This is a genomic window from Burkholderia singularis (genome assembly GCF_001718875.1).
GTDB classification, from domain to species: domain Bacteria; phylum Pseudomonadota; class Gammaproteobacteria; order Burkholderiales; family Burkholderiaceae; genus Burkholderia; species Burkholderia singularis.
Map to the genome: position 1 here is coordinate 1,421,654 of NZ_CP013449.1, position 15,608 is coordinate 1,437,261.

General features: G+C 61.9%; 13 protein-coding genes. 8 read left to right on the top strand and 5 right to left on the bottom strand.

Annotated elements, in window-relative coordinates; genetic code table 11:
* Positions 1–18: 18 nt before the first annotated feature.
* The gene (locus AQ611_RS25155; RefSeq protein WP_146011784.1) at positions 19–498 is read right to left on the bottom strand and encodes a DUF1636 family protein; all 480 of its coding nucleotides are present in this window, start codon (positions 496–498) and stop codon (positions 19–21) included.
* 270 nt (positions 499–768) lie between these two features.
* Here AQ611_RS25155 and AQ611_RS21710 point away from each other — a divergent pair, with 270 nt between their 5' ends.
* From AQ611_RS21710 to AQ611_RS21725, 4 genes are all read left to right on the top strand, one after another.
* Positions 769–1,623: a helix-turn-helix domain-containing protein gene (locus AQ611_RS21710; RefSeq protein ID WP_059520239.1), complete on the top strand. Its 855-nt coding sequence runs from the start codon at positions 769–771 to the stop codon at positions 1,621–1,623.
* 511 nt (positions 1,624–2,134) lie between these two features.
* A complete protein-coding gene (locus AQ611_RS21715) occupies positions 2,135–3,805 on the top strand; it encodes a phospholipase C (protein ID WP_069236023.1) in 1,671 nt (556 codons plus the stop codon).
* A 135-nt stretch (positions 3,806–3,940) separates the two neighbouring features.
* Entirely contained in the window at positions 3,941–5,359 is a 1,419-nt protein-coding gene (locus AQ611_RS21720) for a cytochrome-c peroxidase (RefSeq protein ID WP_180978141.1), read from the top strand.
* Positions 5,360–5,636: 277 nt separating this feature from the next.
* A complete protein-coding gene (locus tag AQ611_RS21725; RefSeq protein WP_146011783.1) occupies positions 5,637–6,692 on the top strand; it encodes a hypothetical protein in 1,056 nt (351 codons plus the stop codon).
* 53 nt (positions 6,693–6,745) lie between these two features.
* Here AQ611_RS21725 and AQ611_RS21730 read toward each other — a convergent pair whose 3' ends face one another.
* Positions 6,746–8,068, bottom strand: a complete 1,323-nt coding sequence (locus tag AQ611_RS21730; RefSeq protein WP_069236025.1) for a TIGR00366 family protein — start codon at positions 8,066–8,068, stop codon at positions 6,746–6,748.
* 267 nt (positions 8,069–8,335) lie between these two features.
* Here AQ611_RS21730 and AQ611_RS21735 point away from each other — a divergent pair, with 267 nt between their 5' ends.
* The 4 genes from AQ611_RS21735 to AQ611_RS21750 all read left to right on the top strand — a co-directional run bounded on the left by AQ611_RS21735 (position 8,336) and on the right by AQ611_RS21750 (position 12,436).
* Positions 8,336–9,046: a GntR family transcriptional regulator gene (locus AQ611_RS21735; protein ID WP_102720147.1), complete on the top strand. Its 711-nt coding sequence runs from the start codon at positions 8,336–8,338 to the stop codon at positions 9,044–9,046.
* A gap of 110 nt (positions 9,047–9,156) precedes the next feature.
* The gene (locus AQ611_RS21740; RefSeq protein WP_059520234.1) at positions 9,157–9,954 is read left to right on the top strand and encodes an SDR family oxidoreductase; all 798 of its coding nucleotides are present in this window, start codon (positions 9,157–9,159) and stop codon (positions 9,952–9,954) included.
* Positions 9,955–9,987: 33 nt separating this feature from the next.
* On the top strand, positions 9,988–10,920 hold the full coding sequence (gene kce, locus AQ611_RS21745; protein ID WP_069236026.1) for a 3,5-dioxohexanoate:acetyl-CoA acetone transferase: 933 nt from the start codon (positions 9,988–9,990) through the stop codon (positions 10,918–10,920).
* 211 nt (positions 10,921–11,131) lie between these two features.
* A complete protein-coding gene (locus tag AQ611_RS21750) occupies positions 11,132–12,436 on the top strand; it encodes an MFS transporter (protein ID WP_069236456.1) in 1,305 nt (434 codons plus the stop codon).
* Between the two features lie 39 nt (positions 12,437–12,475).
* On the opposite strand, the gene codA is transcribed toward AQ611_RS21750, so the two are convergent.
* The 3 genes from codA to AQ611_RS21770 form a co-directional block, all read right to left on the bottom strand.
* Positions 12,476–13,717 carry a cytosine deaminase gene (gene codA / locus AQ611_RS21755; RefSeq protein ID WP_069236027.1) on the bottom strand — a complete coding sequence of 414 codons (1,242 nt, stop codon included), beginning with the start codon at positions 13,715–13,717 and terminating at the stop codon, positions 12,476–12,478.
* 222 nt (positions 13,718–13,939) lie between these two features.
* Entirely contained in the window at positions 13,940–15,202 is a 1,263-nt protein-coding gene (gene codB / locus AQ611_RS21765) for a cytosine permease (RefSeq protein WP_059520231.1), read from the bottom strand.
* The gene (locus tag AQ611_RS21770) at positions 15,199–15,456 is read right to left on the bottom strand and encodes a hypothetical protein (RefSeq protein ID WP_059520230.1); all 258 of its coding nucleotides are present in this window, start codon (positions 15,454–15,456) and stop codon (positions 15,199–15,201) included. The genes codB and AQ611_RS21770 overlap by 4 nt, the downstream gene beginning before the upstream one ends.
* Positions 15,457–15,608 lie beyond the last annotated feature (152 nt).

The window sequence follows — 15,608 nt, forward strand, 5'->3', positions numbered from 1 at the left end:
TCCAACCCGCGCGCGGCGTCAGTCCGAAGCCGGTTTTTTTGGCGAAATCGCCGATATGTTCGACTTCAATGCCACCGGCAGCATCGACGCGCCAACATGTCCGGCATCGGCCGACCGGTAAGCCAGCGCAGCGTCGACGAGATCCCCTGTCATCGATTCCGTCAGCCCGGACAAACGAAGCCGTGGCTTCACAGGCGAATCGAGCGCCACGGCGCACGGATCGACACAGCTTCCAAGGCAATGCACCAGCCTGACTTCGACACCCTGCCCGCACAGCGCATCTTTCATCGCCCGGTACAACGCATGGGCGAACGCTCCGCTGCCGGGCCGGTTTCTCGGGCAGGTTCTGCAAATGGCGAATGTCTCGGCCAGCAGCCTGGCCGTTGGCGGCTCGTCGGGTCGATCGACTGTTTGGGTGCGCTGCTCGGACACTGTGCACATCGCGCTCTCCGTTGGGCTCGCGCGAAAACCGCGCCCGCCAGTTGGAATCGCGGCCACACACCTCGATTCCGTATGCGGCGATTCTACGAATGCTGATTGCCTGCGCCATATCGAAACGTCTGCCGGTCTATCGCGGCGTCTCGCTATTTTTTGAAAACCGAAATCCTTTCAGTCATGCCATTTCTCATCAGCCGTCACTTATCCAAGAATCCATTTTTTTAAAAATTCAGTCAGGATTCGTTCACGCGTCAGATTCCCGGTCAACTACGAAAATGCTAGTCTTATCGCTTATAAATCAAATGCATTGACACGCAAACAGGAGGAAGCATGACGGAGACATTCGCACTCCATGACGGCGCTTTCGGCCGCATATCGCTGTTGTCGCTGCGCTCGGGGCTGGTCGCTCACGCTCATCCGGATGCGCATATCGTCTGGTGGCTCGGCGGCGCGCAAGCCGAGGCGCGAATCGGCACCGAGGTCTTTCGGTACAGCGCAACCCAGGCTTCGGCGGTCAATCCGTATGAGCAGCACGACCTGAGGTTGCTCGCATCGGATCGGCCCGCGTTGTTTCTTGCCGTCTATATCGAGAAAGCGTGGCTGGAGCAAAAGGCGCGCACAGCGGGCGGCCCTTTTTTATTTCCTTCGCCGAGAATCGACATCGACCCGGCGTTACGTGCCGGCTTATGGCAGCTCCTCGCGCTGATTCTCTCCGATTCGGAAAAGGGCGCGTCGATCGATCAAGCCGTCGAGCAACTGATCGCCATGTCCGTGCGGGCGTCGTCGGCCACGACACAGTGCGGAGCAAAGATCGTCAACGCGCCGGTATTGAGCCGTAAGCTCAGAATGGCGGTGCATCTGATGCATGAGCGCGTCGATACCCGCTCAACCATCGACGAAATCGCCAGCGAAGCAGGACTTTCGCGCGCGCGCCTGTTCGTGTTGTTCCGCGATCAGCTCAATACCACGCCGCAAGTATTCTGGCGCGCGCTTCGGCTCGAAGAGGCGATCCGTGAACTGATCAACGGCCGGTTGCCGCTCGCGAGCCTTGCGCATGAACTGGGATTTTCGGCGGCCAGCAATTTCTCGCGTTTTTTCAAAGAGCATACCGGTGTATCACCTTCCGATTATCGGCGTGCAGCCCATGTCCGCTCGGGCCGCCCTTTGGCGGAATCGATGCTGTGAACATTTCCCGATTCGACTAAATCGCCAATCAAGAAAATATCAAACAACGCGCAAAAACGCCTACTCCAGCTGGAAATAAAAATCACGCGCCTGCGATACAAAATCATGCGTTTGCCTTGACGGTCTCATTCGCTGTTTCTCAATCGCTCGTCGGCTCGCATCCGCCGCGCGGCAATTCTTCTCGGCACGGCCGATGCGAGCAGTCACAAGCCTTGCATCGGCGTCCGAATGCACGCGTATTTTCCATCACGATCCAATCACGACAAAAAGAACGCACTGCTTCCGGCGGTGTCGTCGCCCCGACGTGGACCGGTGGACCGCTATCACGACTGCGCCGCCCGTAAAGTAATCGAAGGGTTCCCGCCCCCTTATCTTCATACAACCTTGTTTCAATACGCTCCGGTTTCGTCACCATCCCTTGCGATATCCGCATCGCGCGCCGGCTTCGTCGAACCCTCCGTACCCCCGCGCGACGCAGCGCCCATCCATGCCTTCAACGGAGTTTCGCCAGATGCTTCATCGCTCTTTGATCGTCACCGCTTGTGCCGCGGCGGCATTCGCCCTCTATGCATGCGACGGCTCAGACAGTCCCGCTGCCGTCACGTCGCCACAAAACGCGTTGCAAACCGCGACGCCGATCAAGCACCTCGTCGTGATCTACGGAGAGAACATTTCATTCGATCACTACTTCGGCACCTATCCGAAAGCGACGAATCCGCCGGGTGAACCGGCATTCAATGCGATGGCGGGCACACCGTCGGTCAACGGTCTGTCGGATGCGTTGTTGAACGCGAACCCGAATGCGGCAAACAGTGCGAACGGCGCGGGTGCGACGAACCCGTTCCGTCTCGATCGCACGCAGGCCGCGACTGCCGATCAGAACCACGCATATACGGCCGAGCAGCAAGCCTACGACAACGGCGCAGCCGACCTTTTCCCCAAATATACGGGCAAAGGGTCGAGCGGCGGCGCCGGCGCGTTCGGCACGACAGGCCAGGTGATGGGTTACTTCGACGGCAACACCGTAACGGCGCTTTGGAACTACGCGCAACGCTTCGCGATGAACGACAACGCATATACGTCGACCTACGGCCCGTCGACGCCCGGCGCGCTCAACGTGATCTCCGGGCAGACGAACGGGATGCAGATCGTGAAAACGTCGAAGGCGGTGTCGACGCTCGCGAAATCGTCGTATTACGTCAATGACGGCCAGGGCGGCTACACGATGATCAACGACGTCGATCCGGGCTACGACGTCTGCTCCAGCCCGACCGATCAGGCGATGATGTCGGGCAAGAATATCGGTGATCTGCTGAACGCCGCGAGCATCACGTGGGGCGGCTTCATGGGCGGCTTCAACCTGTCGACGACGAACAGCAACGGCACGACGGGCTGCAAGCGCAGCACGATCGCAACCGCGGTGAATGCGGCAACAGCCGACTATATCCCGCATCACAACTGGTTCCAGTACTACGCGTCGACCGCGAACCCGCAACACACGCGCCCGAGTTCGGTCGCGGCGATCGGCTCAAGCGTGCAGACGGACGGCAAGACGGCCGAGCCCGCGAACCATCAATACGACACCGACGATTTCTTCGCCGCGGTGAAGGCCGGCAATTTTCCGTCGGTCAGCTTCCTGAAGGCACCGGCTGCACAGGATGCGCACGCAGGCTATTCCGATCCGCTCGACGAGCAGCAGTTCGTCACCAAGGTCATCAACTTCCTGCAGCAGCAGCCCGACTGGCAAAGCACGGCCGTCATCGTCACTTATGATGACTCGGACGGCTGGTACGACCACGCATACGCGCAGCCGACCCACGCTTCGTTCGACGCGGTCGATCAATTGAACGGCCCGGCCAGGTGCGGCTCAGGCACGGCGACGACGGGCGTAAACGGCGCGGCAGTCAACGGCCGATGCGGACCGGGCACGCGGATTCCGTTCCTGCTGGTATCGCCGTGGGTCAAGCAAAACTACGTGAGCCATACACTGATCGACCAGGCTTCGGTGGTGCGTTTCATCGAAGACAACTGGTTGAACGGTCAGCGCATCGGCGGCGGTTCGTTCGATGTGAGCGCCGGCGACATCCGCGACATGCTGAACCTGGGCGGCAGCGCCAATACGACGCCGTTGTATCTCGATCCGACGCTCGGCACGCAGGTCAGCGCGCCGCCGTCGATCTGATCAATCGGCCGTCGACGCACCGACATGAGCCGGCACGCAAGTGCCGGCATTTTCGCGCTCAGGCCATATCCGGCGCCGCATACGGCAGCCGGGCGCCTGCGCCGCACATCGCTCGCACTCGCCGCCACCTTCAGCATGACCGAACTCTGCACCACCCCAACCCGCTGCCCGCCACCAGACGAACGGCCCCCAGCGTTGCGCCGCACATCGTGCGTGCTGGCGATCGCGCTCGCCGCCGGCGCGCTCGGGTTCGCTGCATTCGCCTTCGCATTTCCCGCGCAGGTGCCGAATGCAATCGGCGAAATCGTCGAGAACCTGACCGGCGCGAATCCTCACCCCGTTGTCCTGCAACGCCCCGCTGCCGCGCCGCTCAGCGCTGCTGCAAAGCTCGGCAGGACGCTGTTCTTCGATCCCGCGCTGTCTGCGTCGGGCCGCCAATCGTGCGCGTCGTGCCACAGCCCCGCACACGCGTATGGGCCGCCGAACGATCTCGACGTGCAGCGGGGCGGCCCCACACTCACATCGCAAGGCTATCGGCCGCCGCCTTCGCTGATGTATCTGTATCGCCAGCCGAATTTCAGCATCGGCCCGGACCAAGGCGAAAGCGACAACGCGCCGAGCGTCGCACAGCTTGCTGCATCGTCAGCCGGTGTCGTGAAGACGCAGAAGACGGCAGGCATCGCCGCCACGCCGCAGATGGTTCCACAAGGCGGCATGTTCTGGGACGGCCGCGCGGACACGCTTCAACAGCAGGCATTCGGCCCGTTGCTCAACCCGTTGGAGATGGCCAACCCGGACATCGACACCGTTGCGAAAAAGCTGTCCCATGCGCGATACGCCCGGCAGTTCACGCAACTGTTCGGTCCGCGCATCTTCGACAACACGCGGCTTGCCGTATCGGAGGCGATGTTCGCGATCGCGCGTTTCCAGGTCGAGGACCCGTCGTTCCATCCGTATCACAGCAAGTACGATCGATGGCTCGAAGGCGACGCGCGCCTCACGCAAGCCGAGTTGCGCGGGCTGCGCCTGTTCAACGATCCCGCCAAGGCCAACTGCGCCGGCTGCCACTTGTCCAAACCGAGTCCGGACGGCCTGCCGCCTATGTTCACCGATTACCAGTACGAAGCACTCGGCGTGCCGCGCAATCGCGCGCTCGCGCAGAACCGCAATCCCGGTTTCTACGATCTCGGCGTGTGCGGACCGTTGCGCGACGATCTGAAGGACCAGACGCAATATTGCGGCATGTTCATCACGCCGACGCTGCGCAACGCGGCCACGCGTCACGCGTTCTTCCACAACGGCATTTATCACACGCTCGATCAGGTGATGGATTTCTATAACACGCGCAACATCGATCCGGGCAAGTTTTATCCACGCGGGCCGAACGGCAAGATCGATCAATACGACGACATGCCGGCCCGCTACCGGGCGAACGTCGACGTGACCGACGCACCGTTCGATCGCAAGCTCGGCGCTCAGCCCGCGATGTCGCCGCAGGATATCCAGGACATCATCGCTTTCCTGAAAACGCTCACCGATGAAAAGTCCGATTGAGCGTGAACCGGTTCGCCCAATGCGGCCGAGCGCAACACGTGGATGGACCGCATGGCGGTAATCAGCGGCCCGCGGCAGGCGAGACCCAAGCCGCCGCCTTTTCGGATACCGTACCAATTTCTCCGATACCCCGATCGCCAGCGCACGCGCATCGGGTAAAAATGGCGTGCGCCGATCGATTGCCGGTTGACGCCGCACCGGTATCCGGCAAATGCGGTCGAAGCGCGACAGACAAACGACATCCGACGCAAACACACCGCTGGCCTGCCACGAACGCATGAAAAACCGACTTGCTCTGTTGACGCTGCTGCTCGCCGCCAACGTATCGGCACCGGCAAAAACGGTGGTGATCGCCAGCGGCAACGGAGGCGACGGCCAAGCCGCGTCGATGCTTGCAACGCAACTCGCCCCGGCGGCGGAGTTCGTCGATCTGGCACAGCTCGCCCCGCAGGAAATCGACGTCACCGCTTCAACCTGCATCATGATTGTCGGGCAGCGTGCCGCGGATTCGTTGCTGGCAACGGACCGGATAAGATCGTCGCTGCTCACGCGTCCCGTCGCCATTTATACCCATCTGCTGGATAGCACGATCAAGACGCTCGTCAGCGACAAGATCGACAACATGGGCCGGCTGAATCTGTACACGACGGATTCGCAACTTGCGTTATTGCAAGAAAGGGATGCCGATCTGTACAGCCGGTTGCAGCGCGCGCATCCACGCGTTGCCGTATACCTGACACCGCTCGTCATGACGACGGTTAGCAGCGCCAACGTTTTGCCGGTTCCCGCCCCGCCGGTCGATTATGCGATCTGGCTCGGCGGCAACTACACCACCTCCGTCGGCACGCTCAGGCTTTTTTCCACCGCGCAAATCGTCGCCGCCCTCGATAAATTGCGCGCTGCCATTGCGCCGCGTCGTCCGGTCGGCATCTTTATCATGCGCAGACTGTTTTCCGACGACATGACGGGCGTGGAAAAAGCGCACCGTTTAAACGCCATCCGGCGAGTTTTCCCGGACAACCCGGTCACGCTGTATGTCAGCCATGCGATGCAACAGCAGTTGACCGCGCCGGTTGCCGGCATGGCACAGCCGCCTTCGTATCCAGCATTGATGCGTGCCCGGTGGGCCGATTCGACTCGCCATTTTGCTTCCGTCGATCAATACAACCTCTTCAGCGATCTCGCCGGCCACGCGCTGACTCCCTTTCTGTTGGACGAACAGGATCAGGATCAGCAACGTTATTCGGCCAGCTATTTGCAAACGCTACACCAACCTCGCAGCCCCGGCATGATGGAACTCATCCTGCAGCGCCAATGCGCGCCGGCATCGTAAGCGACGCACGTCTGAGAGTCGAAACCCATCAACGCCGTGGCGGCCGCGCATGCTCAGAACAAATACATCCCCGCCACGAACACCACTGCCGAAAACAACAGTGCCGTCACGCAATACCCCATGATGTCGCGTACCCCCAGCCCTGCGATCGCGAGCGCGGGTAGCGCCCAGAACGGCTGCGCCATGTTGGTCCACGCCTCGCCATATGCGATGGCCATCGCCGCCTTGCCGAGATCCGCACCGAGCGCTTGCGCCGCCGGCATCACGAACGGCCCTTGTACGACCCAGTGACCGCCGCCCGACGGCACCGCGAAATTGATTACGGCTGAGCTTAGGAATGTAAGCAATGTGAACGTGTGGACGTTCGCGATATCGACGAACCACTTCGTGATCACGCCCGCCAGCCCCGAGTGATCCATCAACGCCTGGATACCCGCATAGAACGGAAACTGGATCATGATTCCCGATGCGCCGCGCGCGGCCGCCGCAACTGCGCGCGCATAAGCCATCGGCGTGCGGTGCAGCAGGATACCGGCGGCAAGAAACACGAGATTCACCGTGTCGATGTCGAGTGCGAAGCCCTTCTGCGCGAAGCGCACGCCGAGAAATATGAAACATACTGCCGCAACGAGCATCGACAGCAAACGGCTCTCCTCGAGCCGCTCGGCAAGCGTCGCATCCGGCCCGAGCGTGCGCTCGACACTCGGCGGGTCTTCGAGCAGCTTCGGATCGACCATCACGACGTCGGACGGCTTGGGCATCATCAACCGTGCGAGGAACGGCAGCATCACAATGAGGCCGATCGTCACGAATGCGTTATAGCCGGTAAAGAGGGTATCCGACACGGGGATCAAGCCGACCGTCTTTTCCATCGGATTGCCCTTCGTCGCGGCAACGAGCGGGATCGATCCGGACAACCCGCCGTGCCAACTCAAAAAGCCCATATAAGCCGATGCGACGAGCAGCCGGTAATCGACGCCGCGCACGCGCCGCGCGACTTCGCGCGCGAGCATCGCGCCGAGCACAAGGCCAAAGCCCCAGTTGATCGCGCACGCGAGCGCCGAGACGAACGCCACGAGCATCACGCCCTGCCCCGGCGAACGCGCCGACGACGCCAGCGCAACCAGCAAGCGCTTGACCGGCGCGGAGCTGGCGAGTGCATGCCCAGTGACGAGAATCATCACCATCTGCATCGAGAATGCAAGCAGATTCCAAAAGCCCGAGCCCCACATCATCACAAGTTGCGGCGGCGATTGAGGCGTAAGGCCGAACGCGAGCGCAAATGTCGCGATGGTCAGCAGGATCGCGAAAATCAACGGATCGGGCAGTACCCGATGCACGATCTGCGTGAAAAAAACGGAAATGCGTTGAATCAATTGTCTCTCCTCGTCTCTTCGTTCAGGGTGACGCCAATCGCGTGCTCGTTAGCGGGCCAACCGGCATTCAATGCCGCCGGCATGATTTGGCGAACCGGGCGGATTCTTGCACAAACACGCTGCGCGTGCTGGCCGCATCCCGATCTGCGCTCGCACGTCTAGCGTTTTCCCCTACCGCTCGCTCCTTGACGCATGCGATGCCATCGACAACACTTCCACGCATTCACAGTGTGATCACGAATCACACATCAAAATCAGGAGACCGGATTGATCACGCGCATCGCCCCGCCCGCATTGAAGGTCATCGAACAAGAAACCATGGCCAACAAGGTCTACCAACAACTGCGCGAAGCACTGATGAGCGGCCGCTTCGCGCCTGGTCAGGCGTTGAGCTTGCGTGGCGTCGCGCAGGCGGTCGGCTCGTCGACGATGCCGGTGCGCGCCGCGCTCACGCGGCTGCGTGCCGAGCGCGCACTCGTCGATGGTCCGAACCGGGCGCTCGTGGTGCCGCCGATGACGACCGGCATGCTTGACGAGCTGCGTGACGTGCGCATCGCGCTCGAAGGCTGCGTCGCCGAACGTGCGGCTGCGCGAATGACCGACGCGCAGATCGCCGGCACACGCCGCCTCTGCGAAACCATGCAAACCCACGCCGAAGCCGGCCGGACCCGCGCGTACCTGCAAAGCAACTTCGCGTTTCACAGCGCGATCTATGCGCACGGCGCGAGCGAAAGCACCCTCGCGATCATTCAGAACCTGTGGATGCGGATCGGCCCGTTCTTGAACATGGTCGCGCTCGACATCCCGCACATGCGCCGCTCGATGGATGCGCACCGCACGATCGTCGACGCGCTCGAGCGGCGTGACGGCGCCGGCGTACGTGCCGGCATCGCGCTGGACATCGGTCATGCCGCGCACGATCTCGCTGCTTCGCTCACGGCCGAGCAGGCGTCGCCGCGGCTGCGCGCGCGCTCGTGACACTCAGGCAACGCACCTGGCAGCCGCGCCGGCCCGCCGCGAGCCGGTTAAGCGCAAACCGATTCGCTTTCGATTCGAACAGCCATCCAACACCGAAGGAGACATTGCGCATGGCCGCACACGACTTGCTCAAACCCTATGACGATCTACGCGTGCTCGTGACGGGCGGTGCGGCCGGCATCGGCCTCGCGATCGCAGACGCCTTCGCCGATTGCGGTGCGCGTGTGCACATCTGCGACGCATCCGAAACAGCACTCGCCGCAGTTGTCGATCGCCCCCAGCGGCCGGCACTCGGTGCGACGCTAGCCGACGTCACAGATCCGCGCGCAATCGATCGCGTGTTCGCCGATATCGCGCACACATTCGGCGGGCTCGACGTGCTCGTCAACAACGCCGGCATCGCAGGGCCGACCGGTGGTATCGACGAGATCACGTCTGCTCAGTGGGAACAGACCGTCGCGATCAATCTGAACGCGCAATTCGAGTTCACGCGCCGTGCAGTGCCGCTGTTGCGCAATGCCGCCCATGGCGGCTCGATCATTGCGCTGTCGTCGGTGGCGGGCCGGTTGGGTTACGCGTATCGCACGCCATATTCAGCGACCAAATGGGCGATCGTCGGTCTGGTCAAAAGTCTCGCGATCGAACTCGGCCCACTCGGCATCCGCGTAAACGCGATCCAGCCGGGCATCGTGCGCGGGCCGAGGATGCGACGCGTGATCGAAGCACGCGCCGCGCAACTCGGCCTCGGCTATCGCGAAATGGAGGCACGCTACCTCGAGAAGATTTCACTGCGCCGCATGACCGATCCCGACGAAATCGCCGCCACCGCGCTGTTCCTATGCACGCCGGGCGCACGCAGCATCACCGGCCAGGCCATTTCCGTCTGCGGCAACGTCGAAACGCTTTAATCCGCCTGCACCCAGACCGACCAGGAGACCATCGTGGCAAACGCTCGCAAAGTCATCATCACCTGTGCGCCGACAGGCGCAATCCATACACCGTCAATGTCGCCACACCTGCCCGTCACGCCGCGCGAAATCGAAACCGCGGCAATCGACGCAGCGCAGGCTGGCGCGGCGATTCTGCATCTGCACGCGCGAGATCCGCTCAATGGCAAGCCCACGCAAGAACCCGCCGTGTTCGAACAATTCCTGCCGCGCATCAAAGCGCAAACCGATGCGGTGATCAACATCACGTCGGGCGGCAGCCCGCACATGACGGTCGACGAACGCCTGCGTCCGGCGCTTCATTTTCAACCGGAAATCGCGTCGCTCAACATGGGCTCGATGAATTTCGGCCTCTACCCGATGCTCGAGCGCACACGTGAATTCAAGCACCCGTGGGAGCGCGAGCATCTGGAAAAGAGCCGCGACCTCGTATTCAAGAACACCTTCGCGGACATTGAAACCATCCTGACGCGCTGTGGCGCGAACGGCACGCGCTTCGAATTCGAATGCTACGACATCTCGCATCTCTACAACCTCGCGCACTTCGTCGATCGCGGGCTCGCAAAGCCGCCGTTCTTCATTCAAAGCGTGTTCGGCCTGCTCGGTGGCATCGGCGCCCATCCGGAAGACCTGATGCACATGCGCCGCACAGCCGATCGCCTGTTCGGCGCGGACTATGTCTGGTCGGTTCTCGGCGCGGGCCGCCATCAGATTCCGCTCGCGTCGATCGGCGCGGCTCAAGGTGCGAATGTCCGGGTCGGACTCGAGGATTCGCTATGGATTGCGCCCGGCAAGCTCGCACAATCGAGTGCCGAGCAAGTGCGGAAAATTCGTCAGGTACTCGAAGGATTGGCGCTCGACATCGCTACGCCGGCAGACGCACGCGAGATGCTCGGGCTCAAGGGCAGCGGCGCGGTGAAGTTCTGAGGCGGCCGCCCGCCGCTCGCTGAATACGCAAGCAAACGCAGAGACACGGTGCCGGCCCACGCCGACCACCGTCAAGCCGTCATCGCCCCGCTCCCGGTGAGTGCCGCCGGCGCGCGACTCCGTCATCTGCTCAACTTTTGTCGAACACGAATCGAACACGGTGCGTCGCGCTTGCCGTGCGCGCCAGTTCGCCTTTACCGGAGCCGTCAGCATGTCCACTCGCCAAGCCCAAGCGTTGCGCCCCGCTGCCGTTCACGCCGATCCGCCCTTGAACCGGCTGCTGTTCAGAAAGCTGCTGCCGCTGTTGATTGCCGCCTATGTCATCAGTTTTCTCGACCGTACCAACATTGCGTTCGCGAAGCATTCGATGAGCGTTGATCTCGGCATCTCGTCGGCCGCATATGGTCTCGGAGCAGGGCTGTTTTTCCTGACTTACGCATGCTTCGAAATCCCGAGCAATTTGATCTTGCATCGTGTCGGCGCGCGTTTCTGGATCGCCCGGATCATGATGACGTGGGGCGCGCTATCGATCGCGATGTCCGTCGTGCGTGGCGAAACGTCGTTTTATCTGATGCGGTTGCTGCTCGGCGCCGCTGAAGCCGGACTCTTTCCCGGCGTGATGCTGTATCTGACCTACTGGTTCGGCCGCGACGAACGCGCACGCGCGACGGGCTACTTTCTGCTCGGCGTTTGCATAGCGAATATCGTTGGCGGCCCGCTAGCCGGCGTGCTGCTCGAACTCGACGGCCTGCTCGGGCTGCATGGCTGGCAATGGCTATTCGTGATCGAAGGCATACCCGCGATTGCGCTTGCACTCGTCGTTTGGATGCGCCTGCCCGATCGTCCGAGCGACGCGCGCTGGCTCGCACCGGAAACCGGCCGCGCACTGGAGAGCGCACTCGCAGCCGAGCAGGAAACCGGCTCGGCCGCGCACGGCAACCATTCGTTCGGTGTCGCGCTGCGCGACCCGCAAATCTGGCTGGCGATTTTCGTGTACTTCTGCCACCAGTTGACGATCTATACCGTGATCTTCTTTTTACCAGGCATCATCGGCGCGTCGGGACAATTCTCGCCGTTCGAGGTCGGTGTATTGACGGCTACGCCTTGGCTTGCCGCCGCGCTCGGCGCGGCAACGCTGCCGCGCTTTGCGCGCAATTCGCGCCGCGCGCGCACGATGCTGTGCTCAGGGCTCGCCGTAATGGCGCTCGGGCTTGCTGGGGCTGCCCACGCATCGCCCATGATGGAACTGATCAGCTTGTGTGTTGCCGCAACGATGTTCTTCGTCGTGCAGTCGATCATCTTTACGTTTCCCGCGTCGCGGCTCACCGGCAGCGCGCTCGCGGGCGGCCTGGGACTCGTCAATACGTGCGGTTTGCTCGGCGGCTTCGTCGGGCCGACAGTCGTCGGCACGATCGAGCAGGTAAGCGGCGACGCGAAAAACGGCCTCTTGCTGCTGGCCGCCGCGCTCGTGATCGCGGCGTTGGCCAGCTTGCGGCTGCGCGGCGGGCGCGAGTGAAGCGAGAAGACCGCGCCCGGCCTTCTCGCCCTTGCTGCGTTACGCCGGATAGGCAAGCCGCTCCGGCTCACGCTGCATGATGATCTTGCCATGCCGGATCGACAGTCGCGCCTTCGCCTGCCGGCGCACCGCATCGTAGTCGCTGTCGGCATCGAATACGAGCAGGTTCGCGGGCCGTCCCGGCTCGATTCCGTAGCGTTCGCCGAGATGCATCGCGCGTGCGCTATGATCGGTGACGAAATCGAGACAGCGTTGCAGATCGTCGTAGCCCATCATGTGGCAGATGTGCAGGCCCGCGTCCAGCACACGCAGGATATTGCCGTTTCCGAGCGGATACCACGGGTCTTTGATCGAATCCTGGCCGAAACACACATTGAGCCCCGCACGATCCAGCTCGGCGACGCGCGTCACGCCGCGCCGCTTAGGAAATGTATCGAAACGTCCCTGCAAATGAATGCTCTCGGTCGGACACGAAATGAAGTTGAGCGCCGAGCGCTTCAGCAGCCGGAATAGCTTCGAGCAATATGCGTTGTCATACGAGCCCATCGCCGTCGTATGGCTCGCCGTCACGCGTGCGCCCATACCGCGCGCACGCGCCTCTTCGGCGAGCACTTCGAGAAAACGCGAGTTCGGATCATCGGTTTCATCGCAATGCACGTCGACGAGACAGCCGGTTCGCTCCGCGAGATCCATCAGAAACTTGATCGAACTCACCCCCTGCTCGCGCGTGTTCTCGAAATGCGGAATCCCGCCGACGACATCCGCGCCCATTTCGATTGCCTGTTCCATCAGCCTTCGGCCGCCGTCGAACGATTCGATACCCTCCTGCGGAAATGCCACGATTTGCAGGTCGATCAGCCCGCGCGCCTCGTCTTTCACTTCGAGCATCGCGTTCAGTGCGGCAAGCGTCGGATCGGTCACGTCGACATGCGTGCGCACGTGCTGAATTCCATGATCGCGCAGCATTCCGATCGCCGCATGCGCGCGCGCTTTCGTATCGTCATGCGTGATCGTCGCCTTGCGCTGCGCCCAACGCTCGATGCCTTCGAACAGCGTGCCGCTCATATTCCATTGCGGATCGCCCGCAGTCAGCACGGCGTCGAGATGGATGTGCGGCTCGACGAGTGGCGCGATCACGAGCTGACCGGCCGCATCGATATGATCCGCACCCGGCGTTGAGATCCGCTCGGGTTGCTTGACAACGGCTGCGATCGCGCCGCCGTCGATATCGATCGTGTGCAGGCCGTTGCGCTTGCGCAGCGCGGCATTGACGATTTTCATGAACGTTCCTGTAGTTGAGTGTCCAGCGTCCGCCATGCAAGCAACGCGGCCGACGATTGGGCGTATTGCGGTGAATCGGTCATTGCTCCGCCACGCGATTTGCGTGGCCGTTCATTCGTGGCAACGCGCCCGGCGTTTCGATCGGCACGGCCGTATGGCTGCGATTTCCATCGATCAGGTTTCCGAATATTTTCTTCGCGAAATCATCTCGAACTCATCGGTTCATGGCTCCTGAATCGAAGGCGCGCGTGCGACGCGCTGCGTGATCTGCACGAACACGATATATGCGAACGACGAAGCCGCAATCCCCACGATCGGCGCGATCCAAGGCGACACATACGCCGTCACCGCGCCTACCGCATAGGCGGCCAGCCCCGGGACGTTGAAGCGCGGCAATCGCACCGACACGAGCGCCGGATAGCGGCCGCGGTGCCGGAACCAATAGTCGGCCATGATCACGCCGCCGACAGGCGGAATGATCGAGCCGAGCAGAAGCAAAAACGGGATCAGCAATTCGTACATGCCGCCGATCGCCAGCACGATGCCAAGCACAGCGCCCGCGAACGTCAGCGTGCGGCGACGCTCGGTGCGCAGCAGATGGCATGCGGCGGCGGCGACGTTATAGATCGTCGGCCCCTGGATCGTCCACAAATTCAGGCACAGCATCACGACTGCCGCAATCGACAGCCCCTGCAACATCATCACTTCGACGATATCTGGCTGCTGATAAACGATCGCGCAATATGCGCCCGCGACGATCATCAAGCCGTTGCCGACAAAAAAGCCGATCAGGCTTGCGATCATCGCGGTACGGCCGCCGCGCGCGAGGCGCGTCCAGTTGGTCGCCTGCGTCGCGCCGCTTGCAAACGTGCCGAACACCATCGTGATCGCCGCCGGAAACGCCATCGGATGCGCGGGCGACACTTTCATCAGCCCCGGCCAGCCGCCGATATCGCGCGTCGCGATCCACATCGATACGATCAGCAGCACGAACATCAGCGGCACCGATACGCGTGATAGCGCGTCCATCCCGCGATAACCGACGATCGCGGTAATCGAGAAACCCAGACCGAACAGCACCATCAGCGGCGGCGTCACCGCCTGCGGCCAGCCGAGCAGCTTGACGAGAACGATCGAAACCGTCGCGGTGCCCCAAGCGTACCAACCAAGCTCCGCGAAACCGAGCAGGAAATCGGACAGCTTGCTGCCGATCTCGCCGAAACAAAAGCGCCCCATCAATACCGAATTGAGGCCGCTGCGCGCCGCGATCAGTCCAAGCGACGCCGCATAGGCGGCCAACAACAGGTTGCCGGCAACGGCGATCCAAAGCATGTCGACCACACCGAATGCCATACCGATCTTGCCACCCGCGAACATCGTGCCCGTGAAAAACGTAAAACTCAGCAATACCATCGTGATCGAGAACAAACCCTTGCGCTCGTTCTGCGGCACTTCGCTCAATGAAAATTCGCCTTGCTTCGTCATCGTTCAGGTCTCCAGCGCTTCAGCGCGAACAGTTGGTATGCCGCGACTGGCGGCACGCCGATGATTGCAAGGGTCATGCCATGCTCACGGCCGGCATGGCGGCGGTAAAGCGCGGCAAAGCGGGCAATATGCGATGTGCCGATTGCACAATGCCCGTAGCTCGGCCGTCGATCCGGCCGCCATTTTAATGTGCAAAACATGATGCGATGCACCACTACGAACACGCGTCGCACATTTTTCCGCACGAACGGCATGTTGCCGATTTCGATGAAAAGAAACTGGATAGATCAGCGCAATTGGCGTTCATATGTCCGTCCGCCCGCTTCGGATAGATACTGCTATCGCACAACGCGTGCCCCGCAAAGCGGAATCGCATCGATGGCAACGCACAGGCAGCGATCGCACG

Bases quoted from the DNA above. Each gene is read 5' to 3' on its own strand.
- AQ611_RS21710 (WP_059520239.1), top strand. From the start codon at position 769: ATGACGGAGACATTCGCACTCCATGACGGCGCTTTCGGCCGCATATCG.
- AQ611_RS21725 (WP_146011783.1), top strand. From the start codon at position 5,637: ATGAAAAACCGACTTGCTCTGTTGACGCTGCTGCTCGCCGCCAACGTA.
- AQ611_RS21770 (WP_059520230.1), bottom strand. From the start codon at position 15,456: ATGCCGTTCGTGCGGAAAAATGTGCGACGCGTGTTCGTAGTGGTGCAT.
- AQ611_RS21750 (WP_069236456.1), top strand. From the start codon at position 11,132: ATGTCCACTCGCCAAGCCCAAGCGTTGCGCCCCGCTGCCGTTCACGCC.
- codA (WP_069236027.1), bottom strand. From the start codon at position 13,717: ATGAAAATCGTCAATGCCGCGCTGCGCAAGCGCAACGGCCTGCACACG.
- AQ611_RS21720 (WP_180978141.1), top strand. From the start codon at position 3,941: ATGACCGAACTCTGCACCACCCCAACCCGCTGCCCGCCACCAGACGAA.
- AQ611_RS21715 (WP_069236023.1), top strand. From the start codon at position 2,135: ATGCTTCATCGCTCTTTGATCGTCACCGCTTGTGCCGCGGCGGCATTC.
- codB (WP_059520231.1), bottom strand. From the start codon at position 15,202: ATGACGAAGCAAGGCGAATTTTCATTGAGCGAAGTGCCGCAGAACGAG.
- AQ611_RS21740 (WP_059520234.1), top strand. From the start codon at position 9,157: ATGGCCGCACACGACTTGCTCAAACCCTATGACGATCTACGCGTGCTC.